Source organism: Serratia sp. HMSC15F11, from assembly GCF_001808215.1.
GTDB classification, from domain to species: domain Bacteria; phylum Pseudomonadota; class Gammaproteobacteria; order Enterobacterales; family Enterobacteriaceae; genus Serratia; species Serratia nevei.
The window spans coordinates 1-26,922 of the sequence record NZ_KV792505.1 but is presented as its reverse complement, the minus strand read 5'-3'; the positions used below and the strand labels follow the sequence as shown (position 1 = coordinate 26,922).

General features: G+C 59.0%; 21 protein-coding genes and 1 pseudogene. 9 read left to right on the top strand and 13 right to left on the bottom strand.

Features of this window, described 5'->3' with window-relative positions:
• Positions 1 to 90: 90 nt before the first annotated feature.
• The 8 genes and pseudogenes from glgP to asd form a co-directional block, all read right to left on the bottom strand.
• Positions 91 to 2,538 carry a glycogen phosphorylase gene (gene glgP, locus HMPREF3138_RS22780; RefSeq protein WP_038881512.1) on the bottom strand — a complete coding sequence of 816 codons (2,448 nt, stop codon included), beginning with the start codon at positions 2,536 to 2,538 and terminating at the stop codon, positions 91 to 93.
• Positions 2,539 to 2,679: 141 nt separating this feature from the next.
• Positions 2,680 to 4,110: a glycogen synthase GlgA gene (glgA, locus tag HMPREF3138_RS22775; RefSeq protein WP_038873586.1), complete on the bottom strand. Its 1,431-nt coding sequence runs from the start codon at positions 4,108 to 4,110 to the stop codon at positions 2,680 to 2,682.
• 139 nt (positions 4,111 to 4,249) lie between these two features.
• The gene (gene glgC, locus HMPREF3138_RS22770; protein WP_070559348.1) at positions 4,250 to 5,527 is read right to left on the bottom strand and encodes a glucose-1-phosphate adenylyltransferase; all 1,278 of its coding nucleotides are present in this window, start codon (positions 5,525 to 5,527) and stop codon (positions 4,250 to 4,252) included.
• Positions 5,528 to 5,542: 15 nt separating this feature from the next.
• Positions 5,543 to 7,525, bottom strand: a complete 1,983-nt coding sequence (gene glgX, locus HMPREF3138_RS22765; protein ID WP_038873588.1) for a glycogen debranching protein GlgX — start codon at positions 7,523 to 7,525, stop codon at positions 5,543 to 5,545.
• Positions 7,522 to 9,708, bottom strand: coding sequence for a 1,4-alpha-glucan branching enzyme (glgB, locus tag HMPREF3138_RS22760; protein WP_038873590.1), 2,187 nt, complete (start codon positions 9,706 to 9,708; stop codon positions 7,522 to 7,524). Before glgB ends, glgX begins: the two co-directional genes overlap by 4 nt.
• 492 nt (positions 9,709 to 10,200) lie before the next feature.
• Positions 10,201 to 10,347: a hypothetical protein gene (locus HMPREF3138_RS27300; protein WP_229701945.1), complete on the bottom strand. Its 147-nt coding sequence runs from the start codon at positions 10,345 to 10,347 to the stop codon at positions 10,201 to 10,203.
• 132 nt (positions 10,348 to 10,479) lie between these two features.
• Positions 10,480 to 10,884, bottom strand: a pseudogene (locus HMPREF3138_RS27520) (RNase A-like domain-containing protein).
• A gap of 579 nt (positions 10,885 to 11,463) precedes the next feature.
• Positions 11,464 to 12,567 carry an aspartate-semialdehyde dehydrogenase gene (gene asd, locus HMPREF3138_RS22755; protein WP_016930397.1) on the bottom strand — a complete coding sequence of 368 codons (1,104 nt, stop codon included), beginning with the start codon at positions 12,565 to 12,567 and terminating at the stop codon, positions 11,464 to 11,466.
• Positions 12,568 to 12,961: 394 nt separating this feature from the next.
• Between asd and HMPREF3138_RS22750 the strand changes: the two genes are divergently transcribed.
• The gene (locus tag HMPREF3138_RS22750) at positions 12,962 to 13,555 is read left to right on the top strand and encodes a YhgN family NAAT transporter (RefSeq protein WP_038873592.1); all 594 of its coding nucleotides are present in this window, start codon (positions 12,962 to 12,964) and stop codon (positions 13,553 to 13,555) included.
• 30 nt (positions 13,556 to 13,585) lie between these two features.
• On the opposite strand, the gene gntK is transcribed toward HMPREF3138_RS22750, so the two are convergent.
• The 3 genes from gntK to gntR all read right to left on the bottom strand — a co-directional run bounded on the left by gntK (position 13,586) and on the right by gntR (position 16,867).
• Entirely contained in the window at positions 13,586 to 14,113 is a 528-nt protein-coding gene (gntK, locus tag HMPREF3138_RS22745) for a gluconokinase (protein WP_033649350.1), read from the bottom strand.
• Between the two features lie 101 nt (positions 14,114 to 14,214).
• On the bottom strand, positions 14,215 to 15,531 hold the full coding sequence (gene gntT / locus HMPREF3138_RS22740) for a gluconate transporter (RefSeq protein WP_033636339.1): 1,317 nt from the start codon (positions 15,529 to 15,531) through the stop codon (positions 14,215 to 14,217).
• A 340-nt stretch (positions 15,532 to 15,871) separates the two neighbouring features.
• On the bottom strand, positions 15,872 to 16,867 hold the full coding sequence (gene gntR, locus HMPREF3138_RS22735) for a gluconate operon transcriptional repressor GntR (RefSeq protein ID WP_004930833.1): 996 nt from the start codon (positions 16,865 to 16,867) through the stop codon (positions 15,872 to 15,874).
• A gap of 229 nt (positions 16,868 to 17,096) precedes the next feature.
• On the opposite strand from gntR, the gene yhfZ reads away from it, so the two are divergent.
• From yhfZ to HMPREF3138_RS22695, 8 genes are all read left to right on the top strand, one after another.
• The gene (gene yhfZ / locus HMPREF3138_RS22730; RefSeq protein WP_038873595.1) at positions 17,097 to 18,008 is read left to right on the top strand and encodes a GntR family transcriptional regulator YhfZ; all 912 of its coding nucleotides are present in this window, start codon (positions 17,097 to 17,099) and stop codon (positions 18,006 to 18,008) included.
• Between the two features lie 10 nt (positions 18,009 to 18,018).
• Positions 18,019 to 18,375, top strand: a complete 357-nt coding sequence (locus HMPREF3138_RS22725) for a hypothetical protein (protein WP_038873597.1) — start codon at positions 18,019 to 18,021, stop codon at positions 18,373 to 18,375.
• 92 nt (positions 18,376 to 18,467) lie between these two features.
• Positions 18,468 to 19,631, top strand: coding sequence for a YhfX family PLP-dependent enzyme (locus HMPREF3138_RS22720; protein WP_038873600.1), 1,164 nt, complete (start codon positions 18,468 to 18,470; stop codon positions 19,629 to 19,631).
• Between the two features lie 48 nt (positions 19,632 to 19,679).
• On the top strand, positions 19,680 to 20,909 hold the full coding sequence (locus HMPREF3138_RS22715; RefSeq protein ID WP_038873601.1) for a phosphopentomutase: 1,230 nt from the start codon (positions 19,680 to 19,682) through the stop codon (positions 20,907 to 20,909).
• Entirely contained in the window at positions 20,902 to 21,795 is an 894-nt protein-coding gene (locus tag HMPREF3138_RS22710) for a phosphotriesterase-related protein (RefSeq protein ID WP_038873604.1), read from the top strand. The genes HMPREF3138_RS22715 and HMPREF3138_RS22710 overlap by 8 nt, the downstream gene beginning before the upstream one ends.
• 13 nt (positions 21,796 to 21,808) lie before the next feature.
• Complete coding sequence (locus tag HMPREF3138_RS22705) at positions 21,809 to 22,162, top strand: DUF2620 domain-containing protein (protein ID WP_038873606.1); 354 nt, start codon at positions 21,809 to 21,811, stop codon at positions 22,160 to 22,162.
• A 10-nt stretch (positions 22,163 to 22,172) separates the two neighbouring features.
• The gene (locus HMPREF3138_RS22700; RefSeq protein WP_038873609.1) at positions 22,173 to 23,483 is read left to right on the top strand and encodes a YhfT family protein; all 1,311 of its coding nucleotides are present in this window, start codon (positions 22,173 to 22,175) and stop codon (positions 23,481 to 23,483) included.
• A 50-nt stretch (positions 23,484 to 23,533) separates the two neighbouring features.
• Positions 23,534 to 24,388 (top strand): acid phosphatase, encoded by an 855-nt coding sequence (locus HMPREF3138_RS22695; RefSeq protein WP_038873618.1) that lies wholly within the window; start codon positions 23,534 to 23,536, stop codon positions 24,386 to 24,388.
• A 74-nt stretch (positions 24,389 to 24,462) separates the two neighbouring features.
• Here HMPREF3138_RS22695 and HMPREF3138_RS22690 read toward each other — a convergent pair whose 3' ends face one another.
• On the bottom strand, positions 24,463 to 25,350 hold the full coding sequence (locus HMPREF3138_RS22690; protein ID WP_038873612.1) for a hypothetical protein: 888 nt from the start codon (positions 25,348 to 25,350) through the stop codon (positions 24,463 to 24,465).
• A 692-nt stretch (positions 25,351 to 26,042) separates the two neighbouring features.
• A complete protein-coding gene (locus HMPREF3138_RS22685) occupies positions 26,043 to 26,738 on the bottom strand; it encodes a pirin family protein (protein WP_038873615.1) in 696 nt (231 codons plus the stop codon).
• Positions 26,739 to 26,922 lie beyond the last annotated feature (184 nt).

Here is a 26,922-nt window from a genome sequence, read left to right as displayed (position 1 = left end):
CCTTAGGAGGTGGTTTAAGGCTTACAATAAAATCACGCCCGATAGAATTTATCGGGCGTGTTTTCCAGAACGGGTGACATTAATAAAACATCACAGCTTCACCGGCTGAATGTGCCAGATTTCGTCCGCATATTCCTGAATGGTGCGATCGGAGGAGAAGTAGCCCATGTTGGCAATATTCAGCACCGCGCGCCGCGTCCACTCGTCCTGATTGAGATACACCTCGTCCACCTTGTCCTGCGTATCCACGTAGCTGCGGTAATCTGCCAGCAGCTGGTAGTGATCCCCCAGGTTCACCAACGAGTCGAACAGGTTGCTGTAGCGCTTCGGTTCGTCCGGGCTGAAGACGCCGGTGGCGATCTGCGTCAGCGCCTGGTGCAGCTCGGGATCCTGCTCGTAGTATTGATGCGGGTTGTAGCCGTTGCGGCGCAGCTCCTCCACCTGTTCGGCGGTATTGCCGAAGATAAAGATGTTCTCCTCCCCCACGTGCTCGCGCATCTCGACGTTGGCGCCGTCCAGCGTACCGATGGTCAGCGCGCCGTTCAGCGCAAACTTCATGTTGCTGGTGCCTGAGGCTTCGGTGCCCGCCAGCGAGATCTGTTCCGACAGATCCGCCGCCGGGATAATGATCTGCGCCAGGCTGACGCCGTAGTTCGGAATGAACACCACCTTCAGCTGGGTATGCACGCGCGGATCGTTGTTGATCACTTTGGCCACGTCGTTGATCAAGCGGATGATCTGCTTGGCGGCATAGTAGGCCGAGGCCGCCTTGCCGGCGAAGATCACCACCCGCGGCACGCGCTCGATCTCCGGATCGTCCAGCAGGCGGTTATACAGCGTGATGACGTGCAACACGTTGAGCAGCTGCCGTTTGTACTCGTGGATGCGCTTGATCTGCACGTCGAACAGCGCATCCGGGTTGACCACCACGTTGAGCGTTTTGGCGATGTACAGCGCCAGCCGCTCCTTGTTCTGCCGCTTGGCGCGCTGCACTGCCTGCAGGAAACTCGGGTAATCGACGTTGTCCTTGATCTCGCTCAGCTGGCTGAGATCGGTGCGCCAGGTTTGCCCAATGCAGTCGTCCAGCACCGCCGCCAGCGGCGGGTTGGCCAGCGCCAGCCAACGGCGCGGCGTCACCCCGTTGGTTTTGTTGCAGAAACGATTGGGGAACAGCCGGGCGAAGTCGGCGAACAGCGACTGCACCATCAGCTCGGAATGCAGGGCGGAAACGCCGTTGACCTTGTGGCTGGCCACCACTGCCAGCCATGCCATGCGCACCCGGCGGCCGTTGGTTTCATCGATGATCGAGACCCGCGCCAGCAGGTCGTTGTCGCCCGGCGCCACTTCCTGCACCATCTTGAGGAAGTGATCGTTGATTTCGAAAATCAGCTGCAGATGGCGCGGCAAGATGCGCCCTATCATGTCCAGCGGCCAGGTTTCCAGCGCCTCGCTCATCAGCGTGTGGTTGGTGTAGGAAAACACCTGCTCCACCACTTCCCAGGCGTCGAGCCACTTGAATTTGTGCTCGTCGATCAGCCGGTGCATCAGTTCGGGAATCGACAGCACCGGGTGAGTGTCGTTGAGGTGAATGGCGATCTTGTCCGCCAGGTTGTCGAAGGTTTTGTGCATCAGCCAATGGCGGTTGAGGATGTCCTGCACCGTGGCCGACACCAGGAAATACTCCTGCCGCAGCCGCAGCTCGCGCCCGGAGGAGGTCGAGTCGTCCGGATACAGCACGCGCGACACGTTCTCCGAGTGGTTTTTATCCTCCACTGCGGCGAAATAATCGCCCTGGTTGAATTTGCCGAGGTTGATCTCGTTACTGGCCTGCGCGCTCCACAGCCGCAGGGTGTTGGTGGCGTCGGTGTCGAAACCGGGGATCACCTGATCGTAGGCGATGGCCACGATCTCTTCGGTCTCCAGCCAGCGTGCCTTGGCGCCCTCCTGCTGCACGCGGCCGCCGAAGCGCACCTTGTAGCGGGTGTTGTGGCGCGGAAACTCCCACGGATTGCCGTACTCCAGCCAATAGTCCGGCGACTCCATCTGCTGGCCGTTGACGATGTTCTGCTTGAACATGCCGTACTCGTAGCGAATGCCGTAGCCGCGCCCCGGCAGCGCCAGCGTCGCCAGCGAATCGAGGAAGCAGGCCGCCAGGCGCCCCAGACCGCCGTTGCCGAGGCCTGGGTCGTTCTCTTCTTCCAGCAGTTCACCCAGGCTCAACCCCATTTCGTTCAGCGCGTTGTCGATGTCCTGATAGATGCCCATCGACAGCAGCGCGTTCGACAGGGTGCGGCCGATCAGGAACTCCATCGACAGGTAATACACCTGCCGTACGTCCTGCGACAGCTGGGCGCGGTTGGAGCGCAGCCAGCGTTCAACCATGCGATCGCGCACCGCGAACAGCACGGCGTTCAGCCAGTCGTGCCGGTTGGCGATGGCCGGATCCTTGCCGACGATAAACATCAGCTTATAGGCGATGGAGTGTTTCAGCGCTTCCACACTGACCGTAGGTGAGGTGTAACTAAACGGTGAAGTCATGGCTTTTTGATCCCTTTTAGGGAGCCCAGCCATTCGCCGCGGAATAGCTGGCCCCGCTGAACATGGACGCGGTACGCCGCGCCCCGACAATCAACCCAAACGGCTGCCCGCCGCGCGTCAACCCACGACGCGAAACGCGGGCTACAAACGTTGATAAAGCGACAGATACTCTTTCGCCGCCACCGGCCAGCCGAAGTCCACGCTCATGGCGTGGCGCTGAACGTGGCGCCAGTGTTTCGGCCGGCTCCACAGCACCATGGCGCGGCGGATGGCGTTGCCCAGCGCGACGGCATCGCAATCGTCGAACACGAAGCCGCTGGCGGTGCCGTCGGCCAGATTTTCCAGCGCGCAGTCCACCACCGTGTCTGCCAGCCCGCCGGTGCGGCGCACCAGCGGCAGCGTGCCGTATTTCAGGCCGTAGAGCTGCGTCAGGCCGCAGGGCTCGAAGCGGCTCGGCACCAGAATCACGTCGGCGCCGCCGATGATGCGGTGGGAGAAGGATTCGTGATAGCCGATCTGCACCCCAACCTGCTCGGGATAGTCGGCGGCGGCGGCCAGAAACGCCTGTTGCAGCACCGCATCGCCGGCGCCCAGCAGCGCCAGCTGCCCGCCCTGCGCCAGCAGTTCAGGCAATGCCTGTAGCACCAGGTCCAGACCTTTTTGGCTGGTCAAGCGGCTCACTACCGCGAACACCGGCAGCGATTCGTCCACCTTCAGCCCCATGGCCTTTTGCAGATGCAGCTTGTTTTTGACCTTGCTTTTCAGATCGTCGGCGTCGTAGCGGGTACTCAGCCGCGGGTCGTGGGCCGGATCCCAAATCTTGTCGTCCACCCCGTTGAGGATGCCGCTCAGCCTGCCCTGCCGCTGCCGTTCCTGCAGCAGCCCCTCCATGCCATAGCCGAACTCCGGCCGGGTGATCTCGCGCGCATAGGTCGGGCTGACGGCGGTCACGTGGTCAGCATAAAACAGCCCGGCCTTGAGGAACGACATCTGGCCGTAGAACTCCAGGCCATAAACGTCGTAAAACGACGCCGGCAGCCACAGCTCGGTCACGTGATGGGCAGAGAACAGCCCCTGATAGGCCAGGTTGTGCACCGTGAATACCGAGCGCGCCGGGTGGCCGTTGGCGGCCAGATAGGCGCAGGTCAGGCCGGCGTGCCAGTCGTGAGCGTGCACCAGCTGCGGTCGCCAGTAGCGATCCAGCCCCTTGGCCAGCTCGCAGGCCATCCAGCCCAGCAGCGCAAAGCGGCGGTGGTTATCGGGGTAGGCATACATGGATTGATCGTGGTACGGGCTACCCGGCCGGTCATACAGCCAGGGGGCATCGATGAGATAGATGCCCACGCCATGGTAGGTGCCGTAACGCAGGCCGACCCGGCCGGCGAACGAGTCGATTTCCGCCACCAGCACGGTGTCCGGAATGCCGTTGCGTACGTCAGGGAAAGCGGGCAATAGCACCCGAACATCGGCGCCTTCGGCGATTTGCGCCGCCGGCAACGCGCCAACCACGTCTGCGAGTCCGCCCGTTTTCAGCAGGGGGAACATTTCAGAACATACGTGTAAGACCTGCATTATCACTCCTGAAAGTCGGCCAAAGGCCTCTGGATAAGAAATAAATAAAGCAGGCTTGCCGCTGTTATGCGTGCCGCGTTGCGCAAGCCATCGAACCGTTCATCAGGCGGCAGGCTATCGTTCTGCCGCCCACGTTAACTCACAATTTTGACAACATTTCGCGCGTCACCAGCACGATGCCGCCTTCCGAGCGATAAAAGCGCTTGCTGTCCTCATCGGCGTTTTCCCCGATCACCATGCCCTCCGGAATGTGGCAGGCGCGGTCGATGATGCAGCGCCGCAGGCGGCAGGAACGGCCGACGTTCACGTCCGGCAACAATACGGTAGAGTCGATGGTGCAGAACGAGTTCACTCGCACGCGCGGGAACAGCACCGAATGCACCACCACCGACCCGGACACGATGCAACCGCCGGACACCAGCGAGTTCATGGTCATGCCGTGGCTGCCGGAGCGATCCTGCACGAACTTGGCCGGCGGCAGCGGCTCCATGTGGGTGCGGATCGGCCAGGCGCGGTCGTACATGTCCAGCCCCGGCGTTACCGACGCCAGATCGAGGTTGGCGCGCCAGTAGGCGTCCAGCGTGCCCACGTCGCGCCAGTACGGCGGCAGATCGGGGTTGGATGTCACGCAGGACAAGGTAAACGGATGCGCCCACGCCGCCTGCTGCGCGGTGATTTTCGGGATCAGATCCTTGCCGAAATCGTGGCTGGAGCCAGGGGTCGACATATCCTCTTCCAGCAGTTGGAACAGGTAGGCGGCATTAAAAATATAGATGCCCATGCTGGCCAGCGACATATCCGGGTTGCCCGGCATCGCCGGCGGATCGGCGGGCTTTTCCAGAAACTCGATGATGCGGTCGCTTTCATCCACCTTCATCACGCCGAATTCGCCGGCTTCGCTGCGCGGCACCGGCAGGCAGGCCACGGTGCACTGGGCCCCCTTCTCGACGTGGTCGATCAGCATGCGCGAATAATCCATCTTGTAGATATGGTCGCCCGCCAGGATCACCACGTATTCGGCCTCATAGCGGCGGATGATGTCCAGGTTCTGGTAGACCGCGTCGGCGGTGCCTTTGTACCAATGTTCGGTGCTGAGGCGCTGCTGGGCCGGCAGCAGGTCGACGAACTCGTTCATCTCTTCGTTGAGGAACGACCAGCCGCGCTGAATGTGCTGCACCAGCGTGTGCGACTGGTATTGGGTGATCACGCCGATGCGGCGGATGCCGGAGTTCAGGCAGTTCGACAGGGCGAAATCGATGATGCGGAATTTGCCGCCAAAGTGGACGGCGGGCTTGGCGCGGGTGGAGGTCAAATCTTTCAGGCGCGAGCCGCGGCCGCCGGCCAGGATCAGCGCTACGGATTTAATCGGCAGCTGGCGCGCCAACATCAGGGGGTCTTTATTTTCAAACCTAACCATAGCGGACTCCTTTTATTATTTCCGTACCAGAACGCAAAGCGAGCGCGCGTCCTGGTGCCAGGCGGGTAACACCGCCCGTGAGTCTTCCTGAGTGAACGGAGCGACAACCTGCCAATCGCCTTCCGGCAACCTCATCTCCACCGTTTGCGGCGTGGCGTTGACCAGCAGCAGCCAGCGCTGCGACAGCAGGATCTGCATGAACAGATCGCCTTGCTCCCACTGCTGCGCGTCGAGCACCTGCCCTTGTGCGTTCAGCCACTGCACGCTGCCGTCGTCCTGCTGCCACCAGCGGTCCTGTTGCAACGCGGGGATCCGACGGCGCAGCGCGATCAGCGCCGCGACGTAATCGGTCAGCGCGTCATCCGCCGTGGACCAGTCGAGCCAGGTGGTGGCGTTGTCCTGGCAATAGGCGTTGTTGTTCCCCTGCTGGCTGTGTCCCTGTTCATCGCCGGCCAGCAGCATCGGCGTTCCCTGGGACAGCAACAGCGTGGCAAGCATCGCCCGCTGGCTGGCCCTGCGGCGTTGCACAATGGCGTCGTCGGCGACCAGGCCTTCCACGCCGTGGTTGTTGCTGAAATTGCGATCGCTGCCGTCGCGGTTGCCTTCGCCGTTCGGCTGATTGTGTTTCTCGTTGAAGCTGACCACATCCTGCAGGGTAAAACCGTCATGGGCGGTCAGCATGTTGACGGTGGCGTAAGGCGCTCGCCCGCGCTGGTTGTACACATCGCTGGAGGCGGCAAAACGCCGGGCGAACTGGCCGAGCGACACGCCGCTCTGCAGCCAGAAACGACGCATGTCGTCGCGGTAATGGTCGTTCCATTCGGCGAAGCGGCCGGGAAACGCCCCCACCTGATAGCCGCCGGGGCCAACGTCCCAGGGTTCGGCAATCAGCTTGCAGCGCGACAGCACATCGTCCGCCAGCATCGCCTGGAACAGCGGCGCATCGCGATCGAATCCCGGCGTGCGGCCGAGCACGCTGCCCAGATCGAAGCGGAAGCCGTCGACATGGCACTCCCGCACCCAAAAATGCAGGCAGTCCATCACCCAGGCCACGCCCTGCGGCTGATCGAGCCGCAGGGTATTGCCGCAGCCGGTGTCGTTGACGTAGTCCCCTTCCGGCGTCAGCCAGTAGTAGCTCTGGTTGTCGATGCCGCTCAGCGACAGCATCGGCCCGTCCATATCCAGCTCGGCGCTGTGGTTGAACACCACGTCGAGGATCACCTCGATGCCGGCTTGGTGCAGCGCCTTGACCGCATCGCGAAATTCGTTCAGCGGCGTGCCGTCGGTGCTCAGGCTGGCGTAGCGGTTGTCCGGCGCATAGGGCGCCAGCACGTTATAGCCCCAGTAGTTGATCAGTCCCAGCCGCTGCAGACGCGGTTCGGAGGTATGTTGCTGCACCGGCAGCAGTTCCAGCGCGGTGATGCCGAGGCGTTTGAAGTGGGCGATCATCACCGGGTGCCCCAGCGCGGCGAAGCTGCCGCGCAGCGCCGGCGGGAGCTTCGGGTGCAGCAGCGTCAGGCCACGTACGTGCGCTTCGTAAATCACCGTCTGCCCCCAGGGCGTGGCGGGCGGGCGATCGTCCTGCCAGTCGTAGCATTGGTCCACCACCACGCATTTCGGCATCAGCTCGGCGCTGTCGTGCGGATCCGGCCGATCGTAACCGCCGTGCAGGTGCGGGTGGTCCGCCACCGGCCCTTCCACCGCGCGCGCGGCCGGATCGAGCGCCAGCTTGTTGGGGTTGAACCGCTGTCCGTTCGCCGGGTCGAACGGGCCGTAGACCCGGTAACCGTAACGTTGTCCCGGCTTGCCGCCCGGCAAATAGCCATGCCAGATATCGCCGCTGCGCGCCGGCAGCGGCAGGCGCACCTCACGCTGCTGGCCGTCGAACAGGCACAGCTCCACCCGCTCGGCATGCGCCGAGTACAGGGTAAAGTTGATGCCTTCGCCGTCGTAATGCGCGCCCAGCGGCGCGGCGCGGCCGGCCGTCAGCTCCGTCATGGTGCCTCCCGCAGCAGATAAATGGTCGCCAGCGGCGGCAGCGTCACGCAGATGGAAAAGTCGCGGCCGTGGCTGCCGACCGCTTCGGAAGAGACCCGCCCCTGATTGCCGGCGTTGCTGCCGTGATAGTGGTGCGAATCGGTATTGAGGATCTCGTGATAGTCGCCGGCGCGGGAGAGGCCGATGCGGTAGCGGTAGCGCGGCACCGGGGTAAAGTTGCTGATGGCGATCAGCTCATTGCCCTGCGAATCGTAGCGCGCGAACGCGAACACCGAGTTGTCGTGATCGTCGACCACCAGCCACTCGAAGCCGTCCGGGCGGTAGTCGCGCTCGTACAGCGGCGCCTGCTGCCGGTAGCAGTGGTTTAGATCGCGTACCAGTCGCTGCACGCCGTTATGCCAGTTATCCAGCCCTTCCAATAAATGCCAGTCGAGGCTGGTATCGAAATTCCACTCGCGCCCCTGTGCGAATTCGCAGCCCATAAACAGCAGCTTCTTGCCCGGATGCGCCCACATAAAGCCGTAATAGGCACGCAGGTTGGCGAATTTCTGCCAGGCGTCGCCCGGCATACGGTCGAGGACCGATTTTTTGCCGTGCACCACTTCATCGTGCGAGATAGGCAACACGAAGTTCTCGGTATAGGCGTACAGCATGCCGAAGGTCATCTGGTTGTGGTGATACTTGCGGTGCACCGGATCGCACTTCATGTAATTGAGCGTGTCGTGCATCCAGCCGAGGTTCCATTTGTAGTGGAACCCCAGACCGTTGGCGTCCGGCGGCAGGGTGACGCCGGGGTAGTCGGTGGACTCCTCCGCCAACGTCACCGCGCCCGGCTGCGCCTGGCCGATAGTCTGGTTGGTATAACGCAGGAAGGCGATGGCCTCCAGATTCTCGTTGCCGCCGTAGTAATTCGGCACCCATTCGCCGTCGGCGCGGCTGTAGTCGCGATAGATCATCGACGCCACCGCATCCACCCGCAGCGCGTCGATGCCGAAGCGCTCCAGCCAATACAGCGCGTTGCCCGCCAGGTAGTTGCGCACCTCGTGGCGACCGTAGTTGTAAATCAGCGTATTCCAGTCCTGATGGTAGCCCTCGCGCGGATCGGCGTATTCGTACAGCGCCGTGCCGTCGAAGTTCGCCAGGCCGTAGGCGTCGCTGGGGAAGTGCCCCGGCACCCAGTCGAGGATCACGTTGATGCCCGCCTCATGCGCCGCCGCCACGAACGCCCTGAAATCGGCCGGCGTGCCGAAGCGCCGGGTCGGCGCATACAGCCCCAGCGGCTGATAGCCCCAGCTGCCGTCGAACGGGTGCTCGTTGATCGGCAGCAGCTCGATATGGGTGAATCCCATGTCCTTCACATAGTCGATAAGCTGCACCGCCAGCTCGCCGTAGCTGAGCCAGAAGTGGTTGTCGGTGTGGCGACGCCATGAGCCGAGATGCACCTCGTAGATGGCGATCGGCTGGTCAAAATCGTTGGCGCGGCGGCGCGCCTGCGTCGACGGCACCACCTCCGGCAGCGGCGCCACCAGCGAGGCGGTGTCCGGGCGCATCTGCGCCTCGAAGGCGTAAGGATCGGCTTTCAGCTGGGTATTGCCGTAGCAATCGACGATTTCATATTTGTACAGCTGGCCGGCCCGTACGCCGGGCAGGAACAGCTCCCAGATGCCGTTTTCACGCCGCAGACGCATCGGATGGCGGCGGCCGTCCCAGAAGTTGAACTCCCCCACCACCGAGACGCGCTGGGCGTTAGGCGCCCAAACGGCAAAGCTGACGCCGTCGACGCCATCCAGCGTGGCGAGGTGAGCCCCCAGGCGTTCATAGGGGCGCAGGTGCGTGCCCTCGGCCAGCAGCCAGCTGTCGATGTCCTGCAACAGCGGGCCGAACCGGTAGGGATCGTCGACAGTCTGTTGGTGATCGCGCCAGCTGACCTGCAGCTGATAGCGGAAAGGATTTTTGCGCCGCGGCACCACGGCGCTGAAGAAGCCGCGCGGGTCGTCGCAGTTCAGCTGCGCCAACCGCCGGCCGGTTTGCTGCTCAATCAGCCAAACCTCGGTGGCGTCCGGCAGCAGCGCACGCACCTGCAGACCGTTATCGGTCGCATGCATGCCAAGCAGAGCAAAGGGATCGGCGTAATGGCCGGAGATGATCTGATCAATCACGTCACGATCGGAAAGTACAGGCATAGTCTTCTTCCTTAGATTAACAGCATGATCTAAGCACGGCTTGTTGGTTATTCCTTGGCCGTTTTGGTCATCATGCAATGCATTCGGACTCTAAAGCGTGATTGCGGTCGGTTATTGACCAATCTTTACTCTGCCGACCTGAATTTCGCTCTTTATGCTTATTTTTTGAAATATTTCAGTCATGGTGAAAAATTGTTCGCCCATGCCTTAAGCATAGCCAATGTCTGTTAAAAACTGCTCAGCATTGCTCAGGAAAATTCTTCATTAAGAAAACTGCCAGCCCGGCGGCTTCTGCATGCGGCGGCCGACGAGGAGATATGCGGGGTGGGGCCCGGTGAAACGAGGCTTGCGGTGACGTTGCCCGGCGCGGTGCGCGGCGAACAAAAAAGCGGAAAATGAGGCTTTAGGGGGCTGAAATCAGCCAGCCCCCAGGAAGTGCGGGTTTACAACAAAGTACAGAAGCAGCAGGTATCGCCTATTCCAAAGCAGAGATCACCTTCTCAAGAAACGATCGCGCTGTGTATCCCCATGGCGCTGGTGCAAACTCCCCATAGCAATTTCAGCAACAGCAAGTTCAAGCTGTTGTTCCCCAGGATATTGCGCCAGCAACGCTCGTGCTTCATCGACGGTTTTTCTCACTGTCGCAGTATTTTCCGTCTCCCGATAAGAGGCCAGGATCTCTTCTACGACTCTCCAAATAAATCATAATCTTGCCCAAAAAAACACGCACAAGTGTACCGAGATTAGCGACTGAAAAGCCCATAGGGTCCCTTATCTGATAATGGGGCAAGCGGTTAAAATGTAATATGGCTTACCGTTGTAAATCTTCTTTAGCAAGACAACTCGCACACTGTTGGACGTTAATTGAATTGCGCCTCCTTGCCTGTAGCCAAAACCAACCGCTTTACCCGCCTGATACGTGAGTTCAAGCACGTTGGCCGAAGCTGGCTGTTGCGCCCAGTGCTTAATAAGCGAGTGATTCACTCACAACGCCCGACTAATTGCGTATTCAGCAGTACGTAAATCTGTAAACGCCGAGGCTGATTGTAAACCAGGGCTCTTTGCCAAGCGCTCCAACAATTCCTCTGAGCTTTTAGCGACATGCTTAGCAATGGTGTGCCCGCCTCCTTTGGCACCGGCTATAGACTCGTGCTCAAGCAATTTTAGTTGCCCCACCCGAAGGCAGCCACGCGCGCAACGCCTAAAGCGCTTGCAAACACCAGCGGAACGGCAATATCTACCGTTAAACCGACGTTGTAGGCCGTATCCTCGTCGGCCCCCAACATCTGAGCCAGCAACCGCCGACTTGTAAGTATCTGTCGTAAATGATCGACCGGTAATGATCTGATTTTAAGCGGTTTTTATGCTATCCATGCTGTGAGTGCCTACGACCACGCATCCCACTTTGGTTAACAATGTTGGGTCAGGTGCATAGCACATAACCCCAGCCCCAAGAAGTTCGACGACTCCCCCCGCCAAACCCAGCCCCCATGAGCCGATTACTCCAGGTTTCCCCTTCTGTGACCGTGCTATCCGATATCACGGCCGCTAGCTGCACGGGTGAAAGCGCAACCTGCAATCCTTCGTTGGAGATCATATCCCTATACCTGCACTATGTAGACAATGCGTTTATAAATACCACAGCACAGGTTAACTTGTAACCACACTCAGACAATACCGACATGACCCAACTCATATGAAAAAGCCCGCAATAAGCGGGCTTTGAAATACTACAGATGAACTGGCGAGTGGGGTTTACAACAGGATACGCAGCATGCGGCGCAGCGGCTCGGCCGCGCCCCACAGCAGCTGGTCGCCCACGGTGAACGCCGACAGGTATTCCGGCCCCATATTCAGCTTGCGCAGACGGCCGACCGGCGTATTCAGCGTACCGGTCACCGCCGCCGGCGTCAGTTCGCGCATGGTCAGCTCACGGTCGTTCGGGATCACGCGCACCCAGTCATTGTGCGTCGCCAGCATCTGCTCGATTTCCGGCAGCGACACGTCTTTTTTCAGCTTCAGGGTGAACGCCTGGCTGTGGCAGCGCAGCGCGCCAACGCGCACGCACAGACCATCGACCGGGATCACGCTGCCGGTGTTCAGAATCTTGTTGGTTTCCGCCTGACCCTTCCACTCTTCACGGCTCTGGCCGTTGTCGAGCTGCTTGTCGATCCACGGGATCAGGCTGCCGGCCAGCGGCACGCCGAAGTTATCGGTCGGCAGTTTGCCGCTGCGGGTGGCCTCGGTCACCTTGCGCTCGATATCCAGAATGGCGGAGGCCGGGTCCTGCAGCTCCTTCGCCACGTCGGCGTGCAACATGCCCATTTGGGTCAGCAATTCGCGCATGTGGCGCGCGCCGCCGCCGGAGGCCGCCTGGTAGGTGGCGACCGACGCCCACTCCACCAGATCGTTGGCGAACAGACCGCCGAGCGACATCAGCATCAGGCTGACGGTGCAGTTGCCGCCGACGAAGGTTTTGATACCTTTGTCCAGGCCCTGCTGAATCACCGCGTGGTTGACCGGATCCAGGATGATGATGGCATCGTCCTGCATGCGCAGCGAAGAGGCCGCGTCTATCCAATAACCCTGCCAACCGCTGGCGCGCAGCTTAGGATACACTTCGTTGGTATAATCGCCGCCCTGACAGGTAATAATGATATCGAGCGCGCTCAGCGCGTCGATGTCATACGCATCCTGCAGCGTGCCCTGCTGGCCGCCGAAGGCCGGCGCGGCAGAACCGTGCTGCGAGGTAGAGAAAAAGACCGGGCGAATGGCGTCGAAATCGCGCTCTTCCGTCATGCGTTGCATGAGAACCGAGCCGACCATTCCGCGCCAACCGATGAAACCAACGTTTTTCATAATATCTGTTTCCCGCCCGGATAAGGGCTATGTAGGTGATAACGAGTTGTGTGCAATATCTCTTCACCTTACAAAATGTCAGCGCGGGCGCAAAGTGAATTTATTCGATGGCTGGGGATTTCTCAGCAATCCTTCTTATATACCCGTCGTCTTTCAAACTGCAGCGTTGTTACCTGCACGTAGTTACGTGGCCCATCCGTGGGCCACGCCCCAAGGGGCCGCTGCGAGCAGCGTTCAAATCTGCTCCCGGCAGATTTGTCATACCCCAGTCACTTACTTGAGTAAGCTCCTGGGGATGCGATCGCTGGGCGCCTAGCTGCAATTTGAAATCCATAGGGTATAGGCAAGGACGCGGCCGGAAAGGCCGAGGCGTTTTCCCGATCACGAGGTCACCATGACAGAGATGATTTCCGCTACGGTATTGCTGTTTTTAATTATGGACCCGCTGGGCAATCTGCCGATTTTCATGTCGGTGCTCAAGCACCTGGAACCGCGCAGGCGCCGGGTGGTGCTGATCCGCGAGCTGCTGATCGCCCTGCTGCTGATGCTGATTTTCCTGTTCGCCGGCGAGAAAATTCTGGCGTTCCTCAACCTGCGTACCGAAACCGTCTCCATTTCCGGCGGCATCATTCTGTTTCTGATCGCCATCAAGATGATTTTCCCGTCTCAGGAGGGCAACAGTTCGGGCCTGTCCGCCGGCGAAGAACCCTTCCTGGTGCCGCTGGCGATCCCGCTGGTGGCCGGGCCGTCGATTCTGGCGGCGCTGATGCTGCTGTCGCACCAGTATCCGCACCAGCTGCCCCATCTGGTGGCGGCGCTGCTGATCGCCTGGGGCCTCTCCGCGGCCATTTTGCTGATGTCGAATCTGTTCCTGCGCCTGCTGGGCAGCAAAGGCGTCGGCGCGCTGGAGCGGTTGATGGGGCTGATTCTGGTGATGCTGTCGACCCAGATGTTCCTGGACGGCGTGCGGGCTTACATGAAGCTGTAGGCGCCTGACGGCGCCGACGACGGCCCGCGCTTAGCGGGCGGTGATACGGTTGATGCAGGCGAGCGTGTCGGCGACCACGCCGTCCAGCGGCTGGTTGATGTCGATCGCCTGCACATCCGGCTCCTGCTCGCCCGGCTCTTCCAGCGTGGCGAACTGCGAAACCAGCATCTGCGGTTTGAAGAAGTGGCCTTTGCGCTGTTTCAGGCGCTCCTCAATCACCGTCTTGTCGCCTTTCAGGTAGAGAAAATGCAGGTTGCGATTGCCTTCGCGCAGGCGGTCACGATAGCTTTTTTTCAGCGCCGAACACACCAGCAGCGACACCGGATTGGTGCGTTGCATGGCGAAGATGGCGTCGTTGAGCGCAGCCAGCCACGGAGCGCGATCGTTGTCGTCCAGCGCATGCCCGGCGGCCATTTTGTTGATGTTGGCGCGCGGGTGCAGGTAATCGCCGTCCAGCATGGCGGCATCGGCTTCCCGGGCGACGGCGCTGGCCACGGCGGATTTACCGCTGCCGGACACCCCCATCAGGATAAATACGTGATTCTGCGGATTACTCATTGTGTCATGCCCTTATGGGAACTGGCGCGAGCGCGCCAAATGCGTCCCAACTGATAAAGATACTCTGGAACGCCGACGCCCCGCAGGGCGTCGGATAACGATTATACGACCGTCGCCAGCAGCAGGCAGCCCACCAGGCCGCACACCGAGATGATGGTTTCCAACACCGACCAGGATTTGATGGTTTCCATGATGCTCAGGTTGAAGTACTCCTTGAACAGCCAGAAGCCCGGATCGTTAACGTGCGAGAAGATAACGCTGCCGGAACCGACCGCAATCACCATCAGCTCAGGGCTGACGCCGGTGGTGGCGATCAGCGGGGCGACGATGCCGCCGGCGGTGATTGCCGCCACGGTGGCGGAACCCAGCGCCAGACGCAGCGCGGCGGCGATCGACCAAGCCATCAGGATCGGCGAAACGTTGCTGCCTTCCATCAGGCCGGCGATGTACTGCTCGACGCCGCTGTCCACCAGCACCTGTTTGAAGGCGCCGCCGCCGCCGATGATCAACAGCATCATGGCGATGATTTTAATCGAGTCGGTGATGGTGCCCATCACTTCATCCATGGTGCGGCCGCGGTTCAGGCCGAAGGTGAAGATAGCGATCAGCACGGCGATCAGGGTCGCCATCACCGGGTCGCCGAAGAACTCGGCGAAGCGCAGCAGGCTGTGGCCCTTCGGCAACACCATTTCAGCCACCGCGCGCAGCGCCATCAGGATCACCGGCACCAGCGACGTGGCGACGCTGACGCCAAAGCTCGGCATCTCTGCTTCGGTAAAGGTTTTCGGGTTGTACAGGCCTTCCGGCACCGGCTTGTCGATGCCTTTCAGGAAGCGGGCATAAACCGGGCCGGCCAGGATCACCGTCGGGATCGCCAGCAGCGTGCCGTACAACAGGGTTTTACCCATGTCGGCATGGAAGATGGTGGCGATGGCCGTCGGGCCTGGGTGCGGCGGCAGGAAGCCGTGGGTCACCGACAGCGCGGCGGCCATCGGCACGCCGACGTACAGCAGCGGGATGCGCGCGGAGGCGGCGATGGTGAACACCAGCGGCAGCAGCAGCACGAAGCCCACTTCGTAGAACAGCGCGAAGCCGACGGTGAAGCCGGTCAGCACCACCGCCCATTGAATATGTTTTCTGCCGAACTTGTCGATCAGCGTGGTGGCGATGCGCTGTGCGCCGCCGCAGTCCGCCAGCAGTTTGCCGAGCATGGCGCCGAAGCCCATGATCAGCGCCAGGCTGCCCAACGTGCCGCCCACGCCAGCCTTGATGGAGCCGATGACCTTATCGACCGGCATACCCTGTGCGATCCCGACCGCCAGAGCAACCAGCACCAGAGAGATAAAGCCGTTCAGCTTGAAGCGGATCATCAGCAGCAGCAGCAGCGCTACGCCGCCTGCAACAATCACTAATGGCATAATTTTTCTCCAACCTTTTATCGCGACTCTCTTTACGATAGGCGTAAAGCGTGCGGTTGTTTTATTTTTAGGCTCTTTCCCGGTGTTTAAGAAGAGCTGTAGGTGTTGTTGATTCAGAGGTTCAGTCTTGCAGCAAGATGACCGCACACTCGTTGTTACCGGTATCATGATACCGGTAACAACATGAGCGCCGGAACCGGGTAAGCGGCTAAAATTCGCGTTCTGGGACAGAGATCAAACTTATGCCGGCAACGAGCGGCGGGCTTACAGGCGGGATAACCCGCGCGCCTCAGGGCGCGCTGCAAAAAGAAAGGGTGTTAAAACAGAACGTTAAAATGGCTCAGATACTGCCGCCGGGGATCACGGTGAAACCGACGTCCACCATGCGCGGGCACACCGTTTCGCCGCGCAGCCGGGCCAGCAGGCGCTCGGCACCGATCTGCCCCATGCGTTCGCGCGGCGTCAGCACGCTGGCCAGCTTAGGCACCATCACCTGACCGATATCATGGCCGTGGAAACCGGCGATCGCCATGTCCTGCGGGATCGACAGCCCCTGCCGCTGGCACTCGAAGGCCGCGCCGATCGCCAGGTCATCGTTGGTGCAGAAGATACTGTCGATCTGCGGATAATCGCGCTGCGCCTGGCGCAGCAGCTCGCCGCCGGCGGAATAGGAGGAAGACCGCGCGGTCATGATGCTGTACGGCTCCAGGCCGGATTCACGCATCGCCTGCTCATACCCCTGTTGTTTGATGATGGTACGTTCATCCTGACGGGCGCCGAAGTAGACCACGTGACGGTGGCCGTGCGCGATGATTTGCTGCGTCATCTGGCGCGCCGCCTCGAAGTTGTTGAAGCCCACCGCCAGATCGATGCACGGCGAGACGCAGTCCATCAGCTCCACCACCGGAATGCCCGCCACCTCGATCATTTTCAGGGTGCGCGGCGTGTGATGGCGCTCAGACAGGATCAGGCCGTCGATATTGTAAGAAAGCAGCGAGGTCAAACGCTCTTCTTCACGCTCCGGCAGGTAGCCATAGTGCGCCAGCATGGTCTGGTAGTTGTGCGCGTCAGTGACGCTTTCGATGCCGCGCAGCACTTCGGCGAACACCTGGTTGGTCAGCGACGGCAACAGCACGCCAATCGCCCGGCTGGTGGCGTTGGAGAGGATGTCCGGCGCGCGGTTGGGGATGTAGCCCAGCTCATCCAGCGCGACGGCGATTTTTTGCTGCAGGGCGGCAGAAACCTGGTCGGGATTGCGCAGATAACGGCTCACCGTCATCTTGGTCACGCCCACCTTGTCCGCCACATCCTGGAGTACCGGCCGTTTTTTCTTCATTATCAATGAACTGACTAACCGTGAATGGGCAGTCATTTTAGCAAAAAAAACGGCGGGCCGATATTGTCGGTTATGCGACGGTCGACAGAACTCACAGATTCCATTCCCCGCGCCAAGCGGAAACAGATCACCGGTACGTGCACTTCATCACACATTCGCCGTAATTTTTGGATCTCTCTACGCTTTTAGTGTATCTCTGGCATAAATCTTCACTTAAATGAATATTTAAATGAGCCGCAGTCAATTTATAAAAAAAGAAGGGTTATCGCTGAGCTGTCTGGCGATGTACTTGCTGGGATGCCAATCGGGGGATCGATTAAAAACGATTGGCGAACTGGCCCGCGACAACACCCTATCCATCGGTTTGATGCAGGCGGCGCTCAAGACGCTGGAAAGCGCAGGCTGCATAACCGTACAACGCAGCGGGCGCAACGGCAGCTTCTTAACCCATGTGGACTATAAGTCGCTGCTGGATTACGCCAACATTTCCCGCGTTGTTTGCGCCATGCCGCTGCCCTATACCCGCGAGTACGAAGGGCTCGCCAGCGGATTGAAGCGCGAGTTTTCCGACGTGCCGTTCTACTTCGCACATATGCGGGGAGCGGATATTCGCGTGGAATGTTTGCGCAATGGCATTTATGACCTGGCGGTCGTCTCGCGCCTGGCCGCTGAAGAATATGCAAGCAGGCCGGAAAACGGGGTGAAGATCGCGGCGACGCTTGGGGAACATTCTTGGGTGTCGCATCAGATCATTCGCCGCCGCGGAGATCGCTGCGCAGTGGGTAGAGTCGGCGTGGACTGCCGTTCTATGGACCAAAAGCTGCTGACGGATATGGTCTATGACCCGGCGAGGGTCGCGCGGGTGGAAGTCCCTTACCACGATTGCCTGAGCCGGCTCGAAAACGGCACCATCGATGCCGTCGTCTGGAACGTCGAGAACCGCCAGGTGTTGGCTCGATACGGGCTGGAAGCCACGCCTCTGGAAGGAGATCAACGCGTCGTGCTGGCGACGGAGGCCACCATTTTAATCCGCAGCGATGACCGGAGCACCGGGAAACTGCTGGATACTTTTGTCGATACGCACCGGGTTCGCCAGCACCAGCGTGCCGTGGTGTCAGAAGAGATTGAGCCCAGCTATTGAAGGAGACGTTGTGGAAGAGAAGATGAAGCTGCTTTGCCAGACCGGAGTGATAGATGAAGACATTTTCATCGGCATGTTGCAAGTCATTGACGATCTGGAAACGCACTGGGGGCGCCCGTTACCCGAGGAACAGGGGTGGATGGCCATCGTGCACATGGCTAACGCGCTGATGCGTTCACGGCGTGGCGAAATCATCGAACCGCTGGGCGAAGACTTTCTGCAGGAGATCGCCGCATCGGGCGAACTGACTTACCTGCGGCGGCTAAATGATGCGCTACTGGCAAAGTTCAGCGTACGGCTGCATCCCAATGAAGAAGGCTATCTACTGGCCAACCTGTTTGGCCTACGCGCCCAACAACAGCTTTGATTTTTTCACACCAAATATTCAAAAAAATGAATATTTAGACAACGATCGGTTCGATGTTTCAAAAACCGCTGTATTAAGGAGTCGCCAACCCTATGTTTTTAGATGCGCTACGCAAACAAAATCAGCCGCTGATTGACACTTCGCTCGGGCTGCTGCGACAGCACAAGCTCACGCCGGATACCTGGGTGATCGATGTGGATATGGTGGAAGAGAACGCGCGCCGCATTCTGCAAACGGCGGAAAAATATCGTGTGACGCCGTATGTGATGAGCAAGCAGTTCGGGCGCAATCCCTGGCTGACCCAACAAATTATCGCCTTGGGATTCAGCGGAGCGGTAGCGGTGGACTTCCGCGAAGCGCGATGCCTCGCCAATAGCGGCGTGCCGCTTCGCCATCTGGGGCATCTGGTGCAAATCCCGGACGGGGAAATCGAAAGCGCGCTGCGATGCCGGCCGGAAGTCATCACGGTCTTCTCATTTGACAAAGCGCACAGGATCGCCGAATGCGCCCGGCGTCTCGGCATACGGCAACGCCTGCTGCTGAAGGTATGCCAGACCGGCGATATCGTCTACCCCGGCCAGGAAGGCGGTTTTCAGCCTAACGAACTGCTTGACGTCGCCACCCGCATCACCGCGCTTGGCGGCGTGGAAATCGCCGGCGTCACGCATTTTCCCTGTGTCCTGGCGTCGCCCTCGAACGGTGAAAACCTCACCACGCCGAACTTTAAAACGCTGGTCAACGCGGCGGAAACGCTGCGCGCGGCGGGCTTTCCTATCGAACAGATTAACGCCCCGTCGGCCAATAGCTGCGACACCATCCCTGCGCTTGCCCGCGGTGGCGCGACGCATATTGAACCCGGCCACGCGTTTACCGGCACCATTCCTGCCAACGAATGTGGCGAGCAGCCGGAACGCATCGCCATGCTTTATCTGTCGGAAGTGTCTCATAACGCAGGACCGAACAGCCTGTGCTTCGGCGGCGGCTATTATCGTCGCGGCCGCCTGCGGAATGCGCTGGTTTTCGCAGGGGATGCCCTTCACGAGACGCGGACGCTGCCGTTCAAATCGGACAATATCGATTACTACCTGGGGCTGGAGGGCAATTTCGCGGTTGGCAGCCCGGTCATCATGTGCTTTCGCACACAGATCTTCGTCACCCGCAGCGACGTAGCGCTTATCCAGGGCATCAGCACGGGCCAGCCAACAATAGCCGGGCTCTACGACAGCTTGGGCAATCCTATCGTCTCACGGCAATAGCCAAACGGCACCGACGTCTTAGCCGCCAATGTCATGGGGGAACACAGCATGAACAAATTTGTAGTCCTGGTGCTCGACAGCTTTGGCGTCGGTGCCATGGAGGATGTGCCGCAAGTCAGGCCGAACGACATAGGCGCCGATACCTGCGGCCATATTCTGCAGCAATGTCCCGATCTCCGTCTGCCCGCAATGGAAAGATTGGGCTTAATCAACTCACTGGGATACCGGGCCAACGTGATGGAACCCAATCCGCAGGCAAACGTCGGCAAAGCGGCGCTGCAACATGAAGGCGCCGACTCTTTCATGGGACACCAGGAAATTATGGGAACTCAACCCAAGCAGCCCCTCAGAGTGCCGTTTGGCGAAATCATGGATGAAACGGCCGACGCCCTGCGAAAGGCGGGCTACCGGATACAGCGGCTCCCGGTGACGGCGAATACCGCATACCTGTGGGTTAACGACGCCGTGGCTGTCGGCGATAACCTTGAAACCGACCCAGGCCTGGTCTACAACGTGACCGCCAACCTGAACCTGATCGATTACGACACGGTCAGAAAAATCGGCGCGATCGTTCGGCGATGCGCGCGCGTGAGCCGCGTCATCGTCTTCGGCGGAAAAAGCACCAGCAACGAAGCCATCGCCGCAGCAGCGCAAAGCCGGCAAAACATGTACGCCGGCATCAATGCGCCGCTCTCGGGCGTCTACCGACAAGGCTTCCGGGTCGTTCATTTGGGATACGGCGTCGATGAGACCGTACAGGTCCCCGCCTGCCTAAAACGTCAAGGTATACCCACATCCCTGATAGGGAAAGTGGCAGATATCGTCGCCAACCCCGGCGGCGACAACTTCGGCGGGATTGTCGACTCCGCGCACATCATGGCGCTTACCCTGAGCGAAGCTCAACGGCCAGGCCCCCGCTTCATCTGCAGCAATATACAGGAAACCGATTTGGCCGGGCATGCGCAGGATGTGGCGCGTTATGCGGAGCGCCTGCAACTGGTGGACGGGTATCTGACGCATCTCATGTCGCTGCTGGATAAGGACGACGTGTTGGTGGTCATGGCCGATCATGGTAACGATCCGACTATCGGGCATTCGCAGCACACGCGCGAGTGCGTGCCTCTGCTGGTCTGGCGCCCGGGCGTCACCGGCATCCGGCTGGGTGATCGCGCCACCCTGTCCGACGTGGGCGCTTCCGTTTGCGAAGCCTTCGGCGCTCCCGCACCGCAGAACGGCGCCTCTTTTTTCTCATTACTGCAGGGGAACTCACATGACTGATCGGATTGAATGGCTCAACGCCAGCGGCTACACCTATGCACATGAACATCTGCATATCGATCTTTCACCGTTCAAGCATAACGATGACTGTCGCCTCGACGACTATGCTCTGCTGCGCGATGAAATGAAGGCGTTAATGGCGCGGGGCGTCCGCAACATCGTCGAAGTCACCAATCGCTATATGGGGAGGGATGTCCACTTCATCGCGCGGCTGATGCGCGATACGGGCATCAACGTGCTGCTGTCCACCGGCTATTACCAGCAGGATTTCTATCCCGAACACGTCGCCACCCGAGATGCGCAAACGCTGGCCGCCGAAATGATTGCCGAAATTGAATGCGGCGTCGACGGCAGCGGCCTGCGCGCCGGCGTGATTGCCGAAATCGGCAGCAGCGAGGGCCGCATCACGCCCGACGAAGCAAAAATGTTCCACGCCGCCGCCCTGGCTTACCACGCTACGGGCCGGCCAATCTCCACGCATACCAGTTTCAGCACAATGGGGCCGGAGCAGCTCGCTCTGCTGCAATCTTACGGTGTGCCGGCCGATCGGGTGGTGATTGGCCACTGCGACCTGAAAGACAACCTGGAAACTGTCCTGCACCTGATCGATCAGGGCGCGTGGGTACAGTTCGACACCATCGGCAAAAACAGCTACTACCCGGATGAAAAACGCGTGGCGATGCTGACCGCGCTGTCGCAACGCGGCCTGCTCGATCGAGTGATGCTGTCGATGGATATCACGCGCCGTTCGCATCTGCGCGGCAACGGCGGGCCCGGATTCAGCTACCTGCTTGACAGCTTCGTTCCGCTGTTGCTGGAGGCGGGGATCGGTCAGCAGGCCGTGACCTCAATGCTGCAACACAACCCAAATCGGTTCTTCAAATAATAAGGTGATAGCCATGAAAAAAATCGGAATTGCAGGTTTACAGCGGGAGCAGATCAAACAGGCCATCGAGACCGCCGCCCCAGGCGCTTTTGAAGTCAGCATCTTAAACGACATGGAGGCCGCCGCCCGAGTCAAAAACGGCGAGCTGGATTATTTCATCGGCGCCTGCAATACCGGCGCCGGCGCGGCGTTGTCTATCGCGATTGCCATCATCGGCTTCAACAAATGCTGCACGATCGCCAAGCCGGGCATTCGCGCAAAAGAAGAGCAAATCACGAAGTGGGTAGCGGAAGGAAAAGTCGCTTTTGGCCTTTCCGTCGAGCATGTCGAGCATGCGATCCCGCTGTTGGTTCGGCAACTGTCATAAGGAGGCGAAGATGGACCATATCCTCTCCGTCATTCTGGTATCCCTGCTGACGGGCATGACGGCGCTGTTATCTCACCGTTCGGCGGCAGTCTTTCATGACGGTATTCGCCCTATTCTTCCGCAGCTGGTGGAAGGCCATATGAACCGCCGGGAAGCGGGCAGCATCGCTTTTGGCCTCAGCATAGGGTTCGTGGCCTCCGTCGGCATTTCATTTACGCTGTCCACCGGCCTGCTGAACAGCTGGCTGCTGTTTCTGCCTACCGACATCATCGGCGTGCTGGCCGTCAACGTGTGGCTGGCATTCATTCTCGGTGCAATCTGGGGCATTCTGGTCTTCACCAGCCTGCAGCCCATCAACCAACTCCTGACCTCGCTGCCGGTAGACATCATTGGCGCGCTGGGGGAACTGAGCAACCCGGTCGTGTCAGCCTTCGCGCTCTTTCCCCTGGTCGCCATTTTCTACCAGTTTGGCTGGAAACAAAGCGTGGTCGCCGCCCTGCTGGTGCTGCTGTCGCGCCTGATCGTCGTGCGTTATTTCCCGCATCTGTTCCCGGAATCGATCGAAATCTTCGTCGGTATGGTTTTGCTGTTGGGCATCGCGATTTTCCGCGATCTGAAAGATCGGCGGGCCTCCCCAACGGGTGAAGAGACTTCGACCCCGTCGATGTTTGAGGAGCGCACACAGCGTATCATCAACAACCTGCCGCTTATCGCCATAACCGGCGCGCTGATTTCCGCCGTCGCCAGCATAAAGATCTTCGGCGGCTCTGAGGTCTCGATCTATACGCTGGCGAAAGCCTACGCGCCCGGCATCTCGCCCGCAGAGTCAGACGCCCTCCTACACCAGGCAGCGCTGGCCGAATTCATGCGCGGGCTTGGATTCATTCCACTGATCGCCACTACCGCATTGGCAACCGGGGTATATGCGGTGGCCGGCTTCACGTTCGTCTTTGTCGTCGGTTACCTTTCACCCTCACCCTGGCTTGCCGCGCCGGCGGGAGCGATCGTCATCACGCTGGAAATCCTGCTGCTCCGCTATATCGGCAAATGGCTGGGCCGATATCCTTCGGTGCGCAATGCATCCGACAATATCCGCAACGCAATGAACATGTTGATGGAGTTCGCCTTGTTGATCGGCTCGATTTTCGCGGCCATCAAAATGGCCGGGTACACGGGGTTCAGCATGGCAGCGGCGCTCTACTTCCTCAACGAAGCGCTCGGCCGCCCGGTACTGAAAATCGCCGCGCCGGTGGTGGCGGTAATTATCACCGGCATTCTGCTCAATATTTTCGGCTGGATCGGTCTGTTTGTTCCGCAGTGATCAAACCGGCGCCATTACTGAAACAACATTATGTCAGGAAGGGAATAATGATGGCTACATTAGTTCTGAACATAAGAAGAGCCGTTACCGGGCTCGCCCTGATTTGCCTGCAAAACGCGCTGGCGCATGCCGAGTCCATCGCGCCCAACAGCGATACCCGCGAACGTTGGCGGGTGGACTATGCGGATATCGGCTATCCGAACGTAGGCTTTTCTCCCTATATCAAAGGCTGGATCAACGGTTATCTTACACCTGCGGACTATCCGAACGGCGCGGCAATCCTGCCGCCCCCACCGGTTGAAGACAGCGCGGCCTGGAAAGCCGACGTGGAAATCTTTTACCAGCTTCGCAAACTGCGCGATACGCCCCGGGGCCGGGTGGCGGTGGAGGATGCCAATCTGTCCTTCGATGCCATCGGTCGGGCTTTCTCCGACGCGTTGGGTACGGAGATTTCGCGCAAGCACACGCCGCATACCCATCTTTTGCTGAGCCGGCTGCTCACGGACGCCGGCTATGCTTCCAACGGTGCGAAAAAGGCCTACGCCCGCATTCGCCCCTACTCCGCGCTACGGGTGGACAGCTGTACCCCTAAAGAACACAACGCGCTCAGCAACGATGGCGGCTCCTATCCCTCCGGGCATGCCGTAACCGGTTTCGTATGGGCGATGACGCTGACGGCGATGGAGCCACAACGCGCGACGGAACTCATGCACAAAGGTTATGAGTTTGGCCGCAGCCGGCTGATTTGCGGCGTCCACTGGGCCAGCGATGTCGAAGCCGGCCGCGTGTTGGCGGCCGGTGCCTTTGCCCGATTGCAAGCCAGCGCGGAATATCAGCAGCAATTTCGGGAAGCAAAACGAGAGATAGATCGGCTGTTACTGCAGCAGCAAACGCAAGAGCGGTAACCCTAGCCCGCGTCGATTCCCCCGTGCGCAAGCGCGGGGGAATCATGTCATGCCGTGGCGACTACTGAAGAGCATTAGGGATTAAACGGGGTGTCATATCCTGCGAATTCATAGACATACTGCAAAATCGCCGTGCCGTTTTCATCCGCCCGGTTTTCATGATCGACCAACAGGGCAGTAATGCCCTCCGCACCACGCAGATGGGCGCCGCCGAGTAACCCCGACATAGTGATTTCCACCGCATCCGGCACGCCAGGCGGCGGCGTCAACACGGGATGGCATTCAGACCAACGAATAGTGGTGCCCAAATAATCATTCAGGGTTTTGCCTCTCTCCGCCAGCAAACGCACCATGCCCTCGTACTTATCGACAAAATGATCTTTAGCGACATAGTCCTGTTTATCGGGATCGAGAACATCGTCAAAACTATTAATGCCGTGTTTGCCGGTAAAGGTGCCTTGCCAGGTATTTACATCCGTGACATGCACTTCGCCTTTGCCAGGCAGATTCATGATCTTATCCCGCACGCCGTTGGCCCAATTTGACACCGGCACGTCGGAATAATATTTAGGAAGATGATTTTCATCATAGTGCGTGTAATATCCCAGATCCCAAAAATCCTGTTCGCTGAGCTGATAACCGATAAAGCCGAGATAATTCATCGTCGCGTACTGCATTTGCTTGAACATCTGCGGGTCCGTTGAACCTTGAGTATAATATTTACCAATGCCCAAACGCTCGAAATACTCTCTTATCGAGACATTGCTTTTGGTTGTCGTTCCATCCTGGGCCCGAATAACCCGGCCGGGATACTCCACATCCTGATAAGAAGTCGCGGTTGGATTATCATAATTTTCGGCATAGTATTGCGCTTTTTGCGGATCGATAGTGCTTTCGAAAGTGAGTATCGCATTTAAGAAATCATCATAAGTGCCGTTACGTTCATTTTTAATTTTCATCATTTTTCCTCTATCTCCAGGTATGAAACTGTTTTCTGCAAACGCCATTCATGCCATAGAAAGCCCATACACCTGAGAGCGTACATCACCAAGGCGAAGCAGTTGAAAGCGAAAATAAATTGACGAATGAAATTAATACTATGTTTAGCACGTAACTTAATTAACGACCATCCTCCAATCAACAAACCGGAACCGCCCTGGAATCGATTTATGGCCGGTTTTCTTTACATATTTCAATCATCAAACGCTATTAATCCATCAGCTCACATACATTTCACCTGAAATTAACGTTATGAAAACATCGGCGATTGCATTATGTTTGCAATTAACACGTTACCAGGAAAATATTAGCTCCTATAATAATTCAAAGACCTTTATTTAATTGTTCAATAAATGATCTGACTGTAAATATTATCATCAACAATGTAAAGCACGATAACTTTAATCGTATTCACCCTCGCGCCAGGAGTATAAAAATCACACAGATAAATAGGAATCAAATTTTTCGGTCAAAAGGAAGCAAACATTTTTTTTGAAACCTGGCGCGATGGGGGCGCAAGAAAAGCAGAAGGGAATAGCCGAGCCATAATGCGAAAAACAAACCAGCGCTCCAGGCGAAGCCTGAAGCGCTGGGCTGGTCATATTGCGCCACTCGCCGCATCAGCGGCCGTGCGTTCTTGATATTTACCGCTTAATCACACCGGCGGCAGATCGAACAGCAGGATTTCGCTCTCTTCGTCGGCCTGAATCGTCAGCGCCGATTCATCCCACACCGCAAACGCGTCGCTGATGCCAGCGGCCTGGCCGTTGACCGAGACCTTGCCGCGCACCACCTGGATCCAAATGCGGCGGCCAGCGGCGATCGGATACTCACCCTGTTCGCCTTTATTCAGCGCCCAACGCGACAGCGTCATATCCTGGAACACCTTCAGCGAACCGTCGCGCGCATCCGGCGACAGCACCAGCTGACGGCCCTGCGGCGCGTCGAACATGCGCTGCTCGTAGCGCGGCTCCAGCCCGACCTGATCCGGAATGATCCAAATCTGGTACAGGTGCAACGGACGATCCTGATTGGCGTTGTACTCGGAGTGACGCACCCCGGTGCCTGCGCTCATGATCTGGAATTCGCCGGCCTGGATCTGCTCCTTGTTGCCCATGCTGTCCTGGTGTTCCACCGTGCCGCTCAGCACATAGGTCAGGATTTCCATATCTTTATGCGGGTGGGTACCGAAACCCTGCCCCGCGTCGATCACGTCTTCGTTGATCACACGCAGCGCCGAGAACCCCATAAAGTTCGGATCGTAGTAGTCGGCAAAAGAGAAGGTGTGCCAGCTATCCAGCCAGCCATGATTGGCGTGGCCGCGGTCTTCCGCTTTACGTACATAAATCATATTCAACTCTCCTCAATGTTTTTTTACAGTCTAGTCCTGCGGGCAGAATAAGAAAGCGTAAAAAACTCATGCCCCTGTTCAAAAATTTCGATGGAATGAAGCGGCAGATGGGTAACGGATTTGTTGAAGGCGGAAGCGGTTGAAAAAGGGCAAAAAAAAAGGTTCATCGCGCTTTAGCGTGAAC